Here is a 12,774-nt window from a genome sequence, read left to right on the forward strand (position 1 = left end):
TGGCGGTGCCCGCCCACGCCCGGGTGTTAGTGCTATCTTTCACGCGTAACATGGGGGGGGGGGGGGGGCCCCCCGGGGGGGGGGCCCCCCCCTTCTCCGTCGTGGGGGTGGTACGGCGTGCGCCGGAGACCCGGAGGTCCCGTCAGCGAGTCTCGGTACGCGCCGGGCGACCTCAGTACGCGCTGTTGACGTTGTCGATCGAGCCGTACTTGTCGGCCGCGTAGTTCGCGGCGGCCGTGATGTTGGCGACCGGGTCGTAGATGTTCGTCGAGGTGCCGGCGACGTGGTACGCGTTGAACGTCGGCGGGATGACCTGCAGCAGACCCTTCGAGGGGATGCCGTTGATCGCGTTGATGTCCCAGCCGTTCATGGCGTTCGGGTTGCCGGAGGACTCGCGCATGATGTTGCGGTGCAGGCCGTTGTAGGAGCCCGGGATGCCCTTCGCCTTCATGATGGCGAGGGACTCCTTGATCCAGCCGTCGAGGTTGTTGGCGTAGACCGGCTTGCGGGCGGCGGCGCGGGAAGCGGCCTCGCGGACCTCGCGGTCCTTCTTGGCCTTGGCCTCGGCGTCGGCCTTCGCCTTCGCGTCGGCGGCGGCCTTGTTCTTGGCGTCCTGCTCGGCCTTCAGCTTGGCGGCGATCGCCTTGGCCTTCTCGGAGGCGGCGGCCTGCTGGCTGGTGACGCTCGCGTGGACGTCCTTGATGCGCTGCGCACCCGCGTCGGTCGTGAACGCGACGGGGGCGGAGGAGACCTCCTCGGCCTGGGCCTGCGTGTCGTGACCCGGCACCAGAGTGATCGCCAGGGCGGCGGCGCCGAGCGAGGCGACACCGGCGATGGAGAACTTGTGGGCCCGGGTCAGCGGACTATGGCCAAGGGCGCGGAGCTGCTTCATGAGACGGGGACCTCTCGGTGGTTTGGGGGACGGACGTTGCGGGCAGAACCTTCCGGCGCTGAGCAACGGGGGCAATTCTTAGCGGTCGCAAAATTGCGTGGCAAAGGTGTGACGTACGAAGCCGGGTAGTGGATCACAGAACGCGCAAAAAGGACCGGGAGCCAGTTTTCGGCTCCCGGTCCTTGCGTTTTCTCGGGACCAAAGTCCCATCTCGGTCCACTAGGCGACTTCGTAGGTGACGTGCACCCTATGCGCGGCATCACACGGGGCCGCCCCCTGTCTCACGGATAGTTGCCGGTGCAACGCACTCGGTGAGGTCAGTGAGCCGCTTCCGGCGGCAGCACCAGATGCACGTCCCCGAACTCGTGCCACAGGTACCGGCCGCGCAGCGCCTCCTCGTACGTACGGCGCACCGCGTCCCGCCCCGCGACCGCCTCCAGCATCTGCAGATGCGAGGCCTCGGGCTCGTGCAGCCCGGTCAGCAGACCGTCCACCACCCGCACCCCGCGCTCCGGCGTCACCACCAGCTCCGTCCAGCCGCGCGCCGCACGCACCACCCCGTCCGCGCCCGCCGCCGACTCCACGGCCCGCACACCGGTCGTCCCCACCGCCACGACCCGCCCGCCGGCCGCCCGCGCCGCGTTGATCAGCCGCGCCGACGTCTCCGGCACCTCGAAGCGCTCCGCGTACGGCGGCTCGTGCGCCTCCGCCGACGACACCCCCGTGTGCAGCGTGACCGGAGCGAACTGCACGCCCCGCCGCACCAGCGCCGCCACCGCCCGCTCCGTGAACGGCCGCGCCGCACTCGGCATCTCCGCGCTCCCCGCCCCGTCCGCGTACGGCAGCGCGAACACCGTCTGATACGCGGACAGCGGCTGGTCCCGCCGCGTGTAGGCGTACCGGATCGGCCGCCCGTGCCGGCGCAGCACCTCCGGCACGTCCCCCGTCGCCCGCACCCACCACAGCCGGTCCCCGCCCGCCGAGACCCGCTCCTCGAACACGAGGTGCACGCACCCCGGCAGCGACACCACTTCCCCCGCGGGCCCGCCCGCGCGCGGGCGCGTGGTCCCGCGCCCGTCCGGATCCCGCACCTCGACGGCCCACCGCCCGTCGTCGCCCCGCGCCGAGAAGTGCACCACCACGCGCGCGTGCCCGAGCGTCCCGTCCACGGCCGCCGCCAGCGTGGGGGAGGTGTTCACGATCAGCAGGTCCCCCGCGCGCAGCTCGCCCGGCAGCTCGGCGAACCGGCGATGCGTGACCTCGGTGCCGCGCGACACCAGCATCCGTACCGAGGACCGGTCCCGGCCCGGCCCCCGCTGCTCGGCCGGCACCCGCGCCGACAGCTCCTCCGGAACGCGCAGAGCGAGCGTCATCGGACCTCCTCCACAAGAAGAGAGGGTGCGGAGTAGCGGCCGCTCGCCGGGCGGACGTCGAGCAGGCGCAGGAAGGCGGGCACGACCCCCTCCGGCCCGGGCACCCCGCTGAGGTCCTCGTCCGGTTCCGCCGCGGCCAGCATCTGCGTACGCATCCCGCCCGGATCCACCGCCCACACCCGCAGCCCCGGCTCCTCCACGGCCAGCACCGCCGACAGCTGGTCGAGCGCCGCCTTCGTCGCCCCGTATCCGCCCCACGTCCCGTACGCCTCGACCGCCGCGTCCGAACTCATGTCGATCACCGCCCCGGCCGGCGCGTCCCGCAGCAACGGCAGCGCCTCCTGGAGCAGCCCGAGCGGCGCCACCACATTGACCTCCAGCGCCGTGCGGAAGTCGTCCAGCGAGTACGCGCCGAGCGGCCGCAGCGGCACCGCCCCCAGCACCCCCGCGTTGTTCACCAGCAGATCGAGACCGCCCAGCTCCCAGGCCGCCGCGATCAGCTCCACCCGGTGCCCGCCGTCGGTGACATCGCCCGCGACCGCCGTCACCCTGCCCCCGTGCCGGCGCAGCTCCGCCGCCTCCTCCTCCAACGGCCCCGCGGACCGCGCGTCGAGCACCAGATCCCAGCCCCGCCGCGCGAGCGCCTCCGCCAGCGCCCGGCCGAACCCCCGCGAAGCACCCGTGATGATCGCTACCGCCATGACAACCGTCCCCTTGCTCCGTCGCTTCGTCCTGTCGTCCTGCGTGATGTCCTCAACGTAGGAACCGGCCGGTCCCGGGCACCTCAGGCGCGGGTCGCGACGAGCCAGGGCCCTTCGCCCTACGACCGTCGGCCTAGGCGGGCGCCGCCACAGGTCCGATCCGCGCGGTCACCGGCCGCCGGTACGGTGAGCTCATGAGTGACGGACCCCAGTCAGGCCTGGCCGCGGTGAGCGCCGCGCTGCTCGCCATGAGCAGGCATCTCGAGGTGCGCGACGTCCTCAAGACGATCGTCGCCTCGGCGCGCGAGCTGCTCGACGCCGAGTACGCGGCGCTCGGCGTCCCCGACGACCACGGAGGCTTCGCCCAGTTCGTCGTCGACGGGGTGAGCGAGGAGCAGTGGAAGGCCATCGGCCCGCTGCCCCGCCAGCACGGCATCCTCGCCGCGATGCTGCGCGACGCCCGCACCGAGCGCCTCGCCGACGTCCGCCAGGACCCCCGCTTCGAGGGCTGGCCCTCCGCCCACCCCGACATGTCCGACTTCCTCGGCCTGCCGATCAAGGACGGCGACGAGACCATCGGCGCCCTCTTCCTCGCCAACAAGCGTTGCTCCAAGCCCGAAGGCGGCTGCGGCTTCACCGAGAACGACGAGCAGCTCCTCGGCATCCTCGCCCAGCACGCCGCGATCGCCCTGACGAACGCCCGGCTCTACGAGCGCAGCCGCGAGCTCACGATCGCCGAGGAACGCTCCCGTCTCGCCCACGAACTGCACGACGCCGTCAGCCAGAAGCTGTTCTCGCTCCGCCTCACCGCCCAGGCCGCCGCGACCCTCGTCGACCGCGACCCGGCCCGCGCGAAGGGCGAGTTGCAGCACGTCGTCGCGCTCGCCGCCGAGGCCGCGGACGAACTGCGCGCGGCCGTCGTCGAGTTGCGCCCCGCGGCCCTCGACGAGGACGGCCTCGTCGCGACCCTGCGCACCCACGTCCAGGTCCTCGACCGAGCCCACGGCGCCCACGTCACCTTCGACACCCGCGGCGTACGAGCGCTGCCCGCCGCCCAGGAAGAGGCCCTGCTGCGCGTCGCCCAGGAGGCCCTGCACAACGCGCTGCGCCACTCCGGGGCCGAAGAGGTCGGTGTGACGCTGGACCGGCACGGCACCGGCGCGGTCCTGCGCGTCACGGACGACGGCACCGGCTTCGAGCCGCACGCGACACGGCGCGCGGGACGCCACCTCGGCCTGGTCTCGATGCGCGACCGGGCCAGCGGCGTCGGCGGCCGGCTCACAGTGGAATCGGCGCCCGGCAAGGGCACCACGATCGAGATGGAGGTCCCCGGTGGCTGACCGGATCAAGGTGCTGTTGGTGGACGACCACCAGGTCGTCCGCCGGGGCCTGCGTACGTTCCTCGAAGTGCAGGACGACATCGACGTCGTCGGCGAGGCCGCCGACGGGGCCGAAGGAGTCGCCCGCGCCGAGGAGTTGAAGCCCGACGTCGTCCTCATGGACGTCAAGATGCCGGGCATGGACGGGGTCGACGCGCTGCGCCGGCTCCGCGAACTGGCCAACCCCGCCAAGGTGTTGATCGTCACCAGTTTCACCGAGCAGCGCACCGTCGTGCCCGCCCTGCGCGCCGGCGCCGCCGGATACGTCTACAAGGACGTGGACCCCGACGCCCTGGCCGGCGCCATCCGTTCCGTCCACGCGGGCCACATCCTCCTCCAGCCCGAGGTGGCCGGCGCCCTGCTCTCCCAGGAGGAGAACAACAACGGGCAGGGGAGAGGCGGTTCGCTCACCGACCGGGAGCGCGAGGTGCTCTGCCTGATCGCCGACGGCCGGTCGAACCGGGAGATCGCCCGCGCCCTCGTCCTCTCCGAGAAGACGGTCAAGACCCACGTCTCGAACATCCTCATGAAGCTCGACCTGGCGGACCGCACCCAGGCCGCCCTGTGGGCCGTCCGGCACGGGGTCACGGGCTGACGGACCCCGCGCACACCGGCGCACTACTGCACCGCACCACGGGCGGTTCCCGTCCGGTCTGAGATTCATACTGTCGTGTGGATGTCCCCCGGACGGCGTATCCCCGTGGGGCGGTGCCGCGTTCTCCAGGACACGCCGCGGCGGCTGGCCCCGGCGATCGCTAGGAGGACCAAGAAGTGATGAACCTGAAGAAGGCCGCTGCCGTCACCCTCGTCGCCGGTGGCCTCGTCGCCGCCGGTACCGGCATGGCGTCCGCCACCACCGGTGGTGCGCACGCGGGCGGCAAGGCCGTGCACTCCCCGGGCGTCGTCTCGGGCAACGTGATCCAGGCCCCGATCCACATCCCCGTGAACGTCGTGGGCAACACGGTGAACGTGGTCGGTCTTCTGAACCCCGCGTTCGGCAACCTCGGCGTCAACAACTGACGCAGCCCCGCGGTCCCCAGACCTCCCGGCCCCTCGGGTACGTACCCGAGGGGCCGGTCCGCGTGCCGTTGATCCCATCGAGGGCATCGCCCCGGCGCCCCGTGACCTCCCCGCGAAGATCGCGTTGCTCACGGCGAGACCCCATTTCCCGGGGTCGTCTTTCTTATCTGGAGGAATTCTTCTCATGAGCATCGCCAAGAAGGCCGCCCTGGTCGTCGCCGTCGCCGGTCTCGCCGCGGGTGCCTCCGCGGGCGCCGCCTTCGCGGACTCCGAGGCGGAGGGCGTCGCCGCCCACTCGCCCGGCGTCGCGTCCGGCAACCAGGCGCAGGTCCCGGTCCACGTCCCCGTGAACGCCACGGGCAACTCGGTCAACGTGATCGGCCTCCTGAACCCGGCCTTCGGCAACGCCTCCGCCAACAACTGAGGCCCCCCACCCAAAGGCCCCGCGCCCTCCTCCGCGGGGCCTTTGCCATGCCCGAACACCGAACAGGTGTCCCTGGGGCAGGCGGGGCTGTATCCGATCAGCGGCTCCGCCGCGGGGCGCACCCACGGATCCCCTGGGGCGCACGAAGTGCGCCGTCAGGGGCGCGGGGAACTGCGCGACCAGCCACGACGAAACCCGCACCCGGCATCACACCGAACCCCAACGACGCACCCCCGCCGCCGGAACCCAACCGCTCAGCCCCGCTCCCGCATCTCCACAACGGAGTTGTACGCGGCGACAACAGCCCGCCGAGCCGTCCGCTCCACCGGCCGCAACGCCCCGGCCCGCGCCCCCATCTCCCCGGCACTCACCGCCCCACCATGCCCCGCCTCATGGGCGACATCCACCAGCAACCCCACCCGCTGCGCCAGCTCGAGCACCCGCACGGCCCGAGCCGGATACCCGGGAGCCAGCGCCTCCCGCCCCCGCTCGGCCCGAGCCCGATACGCGTCGATCGCCGCCTCCGCGACCGGCCCCGACCCGGCCACATCGAGCCGCGTCAACACCTCCGTCGCCTCGCGCAGCGCCTCCGCCAGCTCCCGCTCGGCCTCCCCGAGCGACGGCACGTCCGCCGGCGGAGCCTCCCGCACCGGCAGGCAGTGCCACAGCACCTCGACATGCACATCGCCCTCGGGCCCGGCCTCGTACACCTCGGGCACGAGCCCGAGCGCGACCCCGACACAGACGACGGCCTCCTCGGCGTCCAGCGCCCGCGCGTTGAACTCCGGCGGCCCGCTCAGCCCCAGCGGATGCCCCGGCGCGGGCAGCGCCACCCGCAGCCCCGTCGCGCCGAGTGCCCGCAGCCGCCCGAGCGCGAGCGTCAGCCCGACGGGCCCCGCCTCCCCGGGCAGCCCTTCGACGCGGTGCACCGCGTCCTCACCCACGATCGCGACAGCGGCGTCATCAGGTGCGACAAGTCCGGCCAACAGGGCATTTCCCCACGCCGCGAGGCGGCCGGAGCGAGGTTCCGAAAGCATGCGCTCCACCTTAGAAGCCCGACAGGCCGCCAAAAGCCCGACCGATGGAAGGGACGACGTGACCGGTGGCGTAGGTTTTCCCTGGGGACAGCGACCGACCGGCACCGAGCACACGGCCGGCGGACGCACGAGACAGCCGAGACTGCAATGGGAGACAACGCGCTCATGAGCGATGTACTGGAGCTGGAGGACGTATCCGTGGTCCGCGAGGGCCGGGCTCTGGTGGACCAGGTCTCCTGGTCGGTGAAGGAGGGGGAGCGCTGGGTCATCCTCGGCCCGAACGGGGCGGGCAAGACCACCCTCCTCAACGTCGCCTCGAGCTACCTGTACCCGAGCCAGGGCACCGCCACGATCCTCGGCGAGACCCTCGGCAAGCCCGGCACCGACGTCTTCGAGCTGCGCCCGCGCATCGGCATCGCCGGCATCGGCATGGCCGAGAAGCTCCCCAAGCGCCAGACCGTCCTGCAGACCGTGCTCACCGCCGCCTACGGCATGACCGCCGGCTGGCAGGAGGAGTACGAGGACGTCGACGAGCAGCGTGCCCGCGCCTTCCTCGACCGCCTCGGCATGAGCGACTACCTGGACCGCAGGTTCGGCACCCTCTCCGAGGGCGAGCGCAAGCGCACCCTCATCGCCCGCGCCCTGATGACCGACCCCGAGCTGCTGCTCCTCGACGAGCCCGCCGCCGGACTCGACCTCGGCGGACGCGAGGACCTGGTCCGCCGCCTCGGCCGCCTCGCCCGCGACCCGATCGCCCCCTCGATGATCATGGTCACGCACCATGTCGAGGAGATCGCCCCGGGCTTCACGCACGTGCTGATGATCCGCCAGGGCAAGGTACTCGCCGCCGGCCCGCTGGAGCTGGAGCTCACCTCCCGCAACCTGTCCCGCTGCTTCGGCCTCCCGCTGGTCGTAGAGCAGAACGGCGAGCGCTGGACGGCCACCGGTCTGCCCCTGAGCTGACGCCGCGTCGGCCGCACGGAGGAACGGTCCGGACGATCTCCCGAGGAATCGTCCCCTGTCCGTGCGGCCACCCGCGGTCCTACCATGACCATGTGACAGACATCGACGCATGGGTGTGGTGGCTGATCGCAGCGGCCGCGCTCGGAATCCCGCTGGTCATCACCGCGATGCCCGAGTTCGGCATGCTGTCCGTGGGCGCCGTCGCCGGTGCCGTGACAGCCGGACTGGGCGGCACAGTCGTGCCGCAGGTCCTCGTCTTCGCCGTGGTCTCGTGCGCCCTCATCGTCGTCGTACGGCCGATCGCCGCACGCCATCGCGCCGGACAGCCCCAACTGGCCACGGGAATCGACGCCTTGAAGGGACAACAGGCCGTCGTCATCGAGCGCGTCGACCACCGCGGCGGCCGCATCAAACTCGGCGGCGAGATCTGGTCGGCCCGCACCCTCGACGGCGACGCGGTCTTCGAACCCGAACAGCAGGTCGACGTCGTCGACATCGAAGGGGCCACGGCGATCGTGATGTGATCGCGCGGGTGGCCTGAACTCCCCACGTCGCACAGGCGGTTCTGACAGACTCGACGAGCAAGATCCTATGATCTTCCGGTCGGCGGAACGAAGGGCACAGGAAACTCGATGTCAGCGATCATCATCGTCCTGATCATTCTGGTGGTGTTGGTCTTCATCGCCCTGATCAAGACCATCCAGGTCATCCCCCAGGCGAGCGCGGCCATCGTGGAGCGGTTCGGCCGCTACACCCGCACGCTGAACGCCGGGCTGAACATCGTGGTCCCGTTCATCGACTCGATCCGCAACCGGATCGACCTGCGCGAGCAGGTCGTCCCCTTCCCGCCCCAGCCGGTGATCACCCAGGACAACCTGGTTGTCAACATCGACACCGTCATCTACTACCAGGTGACCGACGCCCGCGCCGCCACCTACGAAGTGGCCAGTTACATTCAGGCCATCGAGCAGCTCACCGTCACCACGCTGCGCAACATCATCGGTGGCATGGACCTCGAGCGGACCCTGACCTCCCGCGAGGAGATCAACGCGGCACTGCGCGGCGTCCTCGACGAGGCCACCGGCAAGTGGGGCATCCGCGTCAACCGCGTCGAGCTCAAGGCGATCGAGCCGCCCACCTCCATCCAGGACTCGATGGAGAAGCAGATGCGCGCGGACCGTGACAAGCGCGCCGCGATCCTCACCGCGGAGGGCATCCGCCAGTCCCAGATCCTCACCGCCGAAGGTGAGAAGCAGTCGGCCATCCTCCGCGCGGAGGGCGAGGCCCGCGCCGCGGCGCTGCGCGCGGAGGGCGAGGCCCAGGCCGTCCGTACGGTCTTCGAGGCCATCCACGCGGGCGACCCGGACCAGAAGCTGCTCTCGTACCAGTACCTCCAGATGCTCCCGAAGATCGCCGAGGGCGACGCCAACAAGCTCTGGATCGTGCCCAGCGAGATCGGCGACGCCCTCAAGGGCCTCTCCGGCGCCATGGGCAACTTCAACCCCATGGGCGGAGGTTCGGTCCCCGCCCAGGGCAAGGAGCGCCGCGAGCAGCCCCCCATCGACTGACCGCGCACACGAGAGCGGGCCCACCGATCCAGGATCGGTGGGCCCGCTCTCGTACGTCCGTAGGTCCGCCCGACTAGGCCGCGGCGCTCTGACCGTTCAGCCAGTCCGGCAGCGCCTCCATCTCACCCGCGCCGAGCGACAGCAGCATGGCGTCCGCCGGCGTCGGCTCGAACGGCTGCCGCAGCAACGGCATCCCGGCCTCCTCGGGCGTCCGGTCGGCCTTGCGGTGATTGTCCTCGGCGCAGGACGCCACCGTGTTCAGCCACGAGTCGGCACCGCCGTGGGAACGCGGCACCACGTGGTCCACGGTCGTCGCCCGCCTGCCGCAGTACGCGCACCGGTGCTGGTCCCGTACGAGCACACCCCGCCTCGACCAGGGCGCGCGTCTTCGGAACGGCACCCGCACGTACCTGCAGAGCCTGATCACCCGCGGCACCGGGATGTCGATCGCGGCGCCGCGCATGCGCAGATCGGGGTGGGCCTGCTCGACGACGGCCTTGTCCTGGAGCACCAGCACGACGGCTCGGTTCAGCGTCACCGTCGAGAGCGGCTCGAAGCTCGCGTTGAGCACCAGTGTGTCCCGCATCCTGCCCACCTCCCGTACGCAGCGGATCACCCCTCGGCGTCCGTGCGTCAACTCTGGCCGTGCACGCCGAGATGGACAACGCAATAAAAACTGCCCGCTCCCGGTCACTTTCATGACCGGGAGCGGGCAAACGTTCAGTGAACGATATCTCCGGGTGCTCTCACTCGGCGGGCGCCGCGTACTCCGCGACGACCTGGGCGCGCGCCAGCGTGTGGAAGCGCAGGTTGAACCCGACGACCGCCGGCGAGGCGTCCGCGTCCGGGCCCAGCTTCTCCTGGTCGACCGCGTACACGGTGAACACGTACCGGTGCGCCGGGTCGCCGGGCGGCGGCGCGGCACCGCCGAAGTCCTTCGTCCCGTAGTCGTTGCGCACCTGGACGGCGCCCTCGGGCAGACCGTCGAACTTCCCGGTGCCCGCACCGGCCGGCAGCTCCGTCACCGACACCGGGATGTCGAAGACGGACCAGTGCCAGAAGCCACTGCCCGTCGGCGCGTCCGGGTCGAAGCAGGACACGGCGAAGCTCTTGGTCTCCGGCGGGAAGCCCTCCCACCGCAGCTGCGGCGAGGTGTTCCCGGCGGCGTACACCTGGGCGTCCCGGAGCACACCGCCCGGCTCGAAGTCCTCGCTCACGACGGTGAACGACGGCACCTGCGGATGAAAGGCATGAGGAAGCGGAGCCCGCTGGGGCTGCTCGGTCACAACGACACCTCCTGGTGGGGCACAGACAAAGTCCGACCCTGGAAACCCTAGAACCAGTTCTTCTTGCTGCCGACCTCGGACAGCCACTGGTGCAGGTACGCCGACCAGTCCGTGCCCTGGAAGTCGTGGTGCCCGACCACGAAGGAACGGAACGTGTCGCTGCCCTCGCTGAACAGACCCGGCTTCTTGTCCATCTCCAGGACGACGTCCATCTCCCGGTCGTCGGCCACGAAGCTCAGCTCCACCTGGTTCAGCCCCCGGTACTGCTGCGGCGGGAAGAACTCGATCTCCTGGTAGAACGGCAGCTTCTGCCGCGTGCCGCGGATCCGGCCGCGCTCCATGTCCGCGCTCTTGAAGCGGAAGCCGAGCTGGATGAAGGCGTCGAGGATCGCCTGCTGCGACGGCAGCGGGTGCACGTTGATCGGGTCCAGGTCACCGGAGTCGACCGCGCGGGCGATCTCCAGCTCCGTGGTCACCCCGATGTTCATGCCGCGCAGCGCCTGCCCGTCGATCATGGTGACCGGCGTCTCCCACGGGATCTCGAGCCCGAAGGGCACCGCGTGCACCGCGCCGGCCTGCAGCGAGAAAGCGCCACCGAGACGGACCTTCGTGAACTCGATGTCCTGCTTGGTCTCCTGGTCGGCGCCCTCGACCTCGACGCGGGCCTGCAGTCCGACCGACAGCCCCTCGATCTCCTGGTCGACGGAACCGCCCTGGATCCGCACCTCTCCCTGCACGACGCCGCCGGGCACGACATTGACCTCGGTGAGCACGGTCTCCACGGACGCCCCGCCCGCACCCAGGCTCGCCAACAGCCGCTTGAACCCCATGAACGATCTCCTCCGTCGACTTACTACTGCTGACTACAAACGCGATGGACGGCCGCCTGGTTCCTCACCGGCCCACGCCGCCCCTGCACTACGCTCGGACGGCATGATCGCGGCCCCTGACCGTACGCCCCTCACCCGGGACTTCTTCGACCGACCTGTGCTGGAGGTCGCCCCGGACCTCCTCGGCCGCACCCTGGTCCGCCGCACCCCGGACGGCCCGATCGAACTCCGCCTCACCGAGGTGGAGGCGTACGACGGTGCGAACGATCCCGGCTCCCACGCCTTCCGCGGCCAGACAGCACGGAACTCGGTGATGTTCGGTCCACCCGGACACGTGTACGTCTACTTCACCTACGGGATGTGGCACTGCATGAACTTCGTGTGCGGCCCCCCGGGCAGGGCGAGCGGGGTCCTGCTCCGGGCCGGCGAGATCACGGAGGGCGCCGAGCTCGCGCGCAAACGTCGACTCTCGGCCCGATACGACAAGGAACTGGCCAAAGGACCGGCCCGTCTGGCCACCGCCCTCGGAGTGGACCGCGCCCTCGACGGCGCGGACGCCTGCGGCCCGACCGACGCCCCGCTCACGATCCTGCGCGGCACCCCCGTCCCCGCCGACCAGGTACGCAAGGGACCGCGCACCGGAGTCTCGGGCGACGGGGCGGTCCACCCCTGGCGTTTCTGGATCGCGGACGACCCCACCGTCAGCCCCTATCGGGCCCACACACCACGCCGCCGTTCAACTTGACTCTCCCCCCGAGGGGTCCGTAATGTAGCCCGAGCCGCTGAAACCGGTACGGCTCTCAGCCAGTCACCGGAAGCGGCCAAACCACTACCTACGACTTCCCTCAGCGGGGTCCTTTTCGTCATGCCTGCATGTCGAAATTCGAACCCGCGAATCTCGATTATGAGTTACCGGGGAAATCGGCTAACGTAGCGGTCACGCCGAAAGGCAAAGGCCCTCCAACGGCCACCGGAAATTGAATCCGAACCGGAAACGGAACGGAAAAAGGATCTGGTAGGGTTGGAAACGCAAGACCGAAGGGAAGCGCCCGGAGGAAAGCCCGAGAGGGTGAGTACAAAGGAAGTGTCCGTTCCTTGAGAACTCAACAGCGTGCCAAAAATCAACGCCAGATATGTTGATACCCCGTCTCCGGCCATCATGGCTGGGACGAGGTTCCTTTGAAAAAGTCCTGCCGGCCCTTCACCGGTCCGGTAGGCGCACAGCGAGGACGCTGTGAACCGAGGGATTATTCCTCCCTCTGGTTCCGCTCTCGTGGTGTCACCCCGATTACGGGGAAACA

The 12,774-nt window shown here is 70.6% G+C and carries 15 protein-coding genes; 8 read left to right on the forward strand and 7 right to left on the reverse strand.

Features of this window, described 5'->3' with window-relative positions:
* Window positions 1-172: 172 nt before the first annotated feature.
* The 3 genes from ACZ4E1_RS03495 to ACZ4E1_RS03505 form a co-directional block, all read right to left on the reverse strand.
* On the reverse strand, window positions 173-892 hold the full coding sequence (locus tag ACZ4E1_RS03495; protein WP_467535342.1) for a transglycosylase SLT domain-containing protein: 720 nt from the start codon (window positions 890-892) through the stop codon (window positions 173-175).
* Between the two features lie 317 nt (window positions 893-1,209).
* Window positions 1,210-2,265, reverse strand: coding sequence for an S-adenosylmethionine:tRNA ribosyltransferase-isomerase (locus tag ACZ4E1_RS03500; RefSeq protein ID WP_467535345.1), 1,056 nt, complete (start codon window positions 2,263-2,265; stop codon window positions 1,210-1,212).
* On the reverse strand, window positions 2,262-2,966 hold the full coding sequence (locus tag ACZ4E1_RS03505; protein WP_467535347.1) for an SDR family NAD(P)-dependent oxidoreductase: 705 nt from the start codon (window positions 2,964-2,966) through the stop codon (window positions 2,262-2,264). Before ACZ4E1_RS03505 ends, ACZ4E1_RS03500 begins: the two co-directional genes overlap by 4 nt.
* 194 nt (window positions 2,967-3,160) lie before the next feature.
* Between ACZ4E1_RS03505 and ACZ4E1_RS03510 the strand changes: the two genes are divergently transcribed.
* From ACZ4E1_RS03510 to ACZ4E1_RS03525, 4 genes are all read left to right on the forward strand, one after another.
* A complete protein-coding gene (locus ACZ4E1_RS03510) occupies window positions 3,161-4,306 on the forward strand; it encodes a GAF domain-containing sensor histidine kinase (RefSeq protein WP_467535350.1) in 1,146 nt (381 codons plus the stop codon).
* The gene (locus ACZ4E1_RS03515) at window positions 4,299-4,940 is read left to right on the forward strand and encodes a response regulator (RefSeq protein ID WP_188339701.1); all 642 of its coding nucleotides are present in this window, start codon (window positions 4,299-4,301) and stop codon (window positions 4,938-4,940) included. The genes ACZ4E1_RS03510 and ACZ4E1_RS03515 overlap by 8 nt, the downstream gene beginning before the upstream one ends.
* Window positions 4,941-5,116: 176 nt before the next feature.
* Window positions 5,117-5,365 carry a chaplin gene (locus ACZ4E1_RS03520; protein ID WP_467535352.1) on the forward strand — a complete coding sequence of 83 codons (249 nt, stop codon included), beginning with the start codon at window positions 5,117-5,119 and terminating at the stop codon, window positions 5,363-5,365.
* A 184-nt stretch (window positions 5,366-5,549) separates the two neighbouring features.
* Window positions 5,550-5,789: a chaplin gene (locus ACZ4E1_RS03525; protein WP_467535355.1), complete on the forward strand. Its 240-nt coding sequence runs from the start codon at window positions 5,550-5,552 to the stop codon at window positions 5,787-5,789.
* 254 nt (window positions 5,790-6,043) lie between these two features.
* Here the strand turns inward: ACZ4E1_RS03525 and ACZ4E1_RS03530 are convergent, their stop codons facing one another.
* Entirely contained in the window at window positions 6,044-6,826 is a 783-nt protein-coding gene (locus tag ACZ4E1_RS03530) for a hypothetical protein (protein WP_467535356.1), read from the reverse strand.
* A gap of 165 nt (window positions 6,827-6,991) precedes the next feature.
* Between ACZ4E1_RS03530 and ACZ4E1_RS03535 the strand changes: the two genes are divergently transcribed.
* The 3 genes from ACZ4E1_RS03535 (at window position 6,992) to ACZ4E1_RS03545 (ending at window position 9,357) form a co-directional block, all read left to right on the forward strand.
* Window positions 6,992-7,789: an ABC transporter ATP-binding protein gene (locus ACZ4E1_RS03535; protein WP_384628703.1), complete on the forward strand. Its 798-nt coding sequence runs from the start codon at window positions 6,992-6,994 to the stop codon at window positions 7,787-7,789.
* Window positions 7,790-7,881: 92 nt separating this feature from the next.
* The gene (locus ACZ4E1_RS03540; protein WP_467535357.1) at window positions 7,882-8,313 is read left to right on the forward strand and encodes an NfeD family protein; all 432 of its coding nucleotides are present in this window, start codon (window positions 7,882-7,884) and stop codon (window positions 8,311-8,313) included.
* 108 nt (window positions 8,314-8,421) lie between these two features.
* Entirely contained in the window at window positions 8,422-9,357 is a 936-nt protein-coding gene (locus ACZ4E1_RS03545) for an SPFH domain-containing protein (RefSeq protein WP_384628706.1), read from the forward strand.
* Window positions 9,358-9,430: 73 nt separating this feature from the next.
* Here ACZ4E1_RS03545 and ACZ4E1_RS03550 read toward each other — a convergent pair whose 3' ends face one another.
* The 3 genes from ACZ4E1_RS03550 to ACZ4E1_RS03560 all read right to left on the reverse strand — a co-directional run bounded on the left by ACZ4E1_RS03550 (window position 9,431) and on the right by ACZ4E1_RS03560 (window position 11,473).
* Complete coding sequence (locus ACZ4E1_RS03550; RefSeq protein WP_384628709.1) at window positions 9,431-9,943, reverse strand: HNH endonuclease; 513 nt, start codon at window positions 9,941-9,943, stop codon at window positions 9,431-9,433.
* A 160-nt stretch (window positions 9,944-10,103) separates the two neighbouring features.
* On the reverse strand, window positions 10,104-10,643 hold the full coding sequence (locus ACZ4E1_RS03555; RefSeq protein WP_467535360.1) for a YbhB/YbcL family Raf kinase inhibitor-like protein: 540 nt from the start codon (window positions 10,641-10,643) through the stop codon (window positions 10,104-10,106).
* 47 nt (window positions 10,644-10,690) lie between these two features.
* A complete protein-coding gene (locus ACZ4E1_RS03560) occupies window positions 10,691-11,473 on the reverse strand; it encodes a sporulation protein (RefSeq protein ID WP_467535362.1) in 783 nt (260 codons plus the stop codon).
* Between the two features lie 103 nt (window positions 11,474-11,576).
* Here ACZ4E1_RS03560 and ACZ4E1_RS03565 point away from each other — a divergent pair, with 103 nt between their 5' ends.
* Window positions 11,577-12,218, forward strand: coding sequence for a DNA-3-methyladenine glycosylase (locus tag ACZ4E1_RS03565; RefSeq protein ID WP_467535364.1), 642 nt, complete (start codon window positions 11,577-11,579; stop codon window positions 12,216-12,218).
* Window positions 12,219-12,774 lie beyond the last annotated feature (556 nt).

This window comes from Streptomyces sp. NPDC025806, assembly GCF_055558275.1.

Excerpts from the sequence above, each read along its gene's own strand:
- ACZ4E1_RS03510 (WP_467535350.1), top strand. The coding sequence starts at position 3,161 with ATGAGTGACGGACCCCAGTCAGGCCTGGCCGCGGTGAGCGCCGCGCTG.
- ACZ4E1_RS03535 (WP_384628703.1), top strand. The coding sequence starts at position 6,992 with ATGAGCGATGTACTGGAGCTGGAGGACGTATCCGTGGTCCGCGAGGGC.
- ACZ4E1_RS03565 (WP_467535364.1), top strand. The coding sequence starts at position 11,577 with ATGATCGCGGCCCCTGACCGTACGCCCCTCACCCGGGACTTCTTCGAC.
- ACZ4E1_RS03545 (WP_384628706.1), top strand. The coding sequence starts at position 8,422 with ATGTCAGCGATCATCATCGTCCTGATCATTCTGGTGGTGTTGGTCTTC.
- ACZ4E1_RS03550 (WP_384628709.1), bottom strand. The coding sequence starts at position 9,943 with ATGCGGGACACACTGGTGCTCAACGCGAGCTTCGAGCCGCTCTCGACG.
- ACZ4E1_RS03495 (WP_467535342.1), bottom strand. The coding sequence starts at position 892 with ATGAAGCAGCTCCGCGCCCTTGGCCATAGTCCGCTGACCCGGGCCCAC.
- ACZ4E1_RS03505 (WP_467535347.1), bottom strand. The coding sequence starts at position 2,966 with ATGGCGGTAGCGATCATCACGGGTGCTTCGCGGGGGTTCGGCCGGGCG.
- ACZ4E1_RS03560 (WP_467535362.1), bottom strand. The coding sequence starts at position 11,473 with ATGGGGTTCAAGCGGCTGTTGGCGAGCCTGGGTGCGGGCGGGGCGTCC.
- ACZ4E1_RS03530 (WP_467535356.1), bottom strand. The coding sequence starts at position 6,826 with ATGCTTTCGGAACCTCGCTCCGGCCGCCTCGCGGCGTGGGGAAATGCC.
- ACZ4E1_RS03500 (WP_467535345.1), bottom strand. The coding sequence starts at position 2,265 with ATGACGCTCGCTCTGCGCGTTCCGGAGGAGCTGTCGGCGCGGGTGCCG.
- ACZ4E1_RS03525 (WP_467535355.1), top strand. The coding sequence starts at position 5,550 with ATGAGCATCGCCAAGAAGGCCGCCCTGGTCGTCGCCGTCGCCGGTCTC.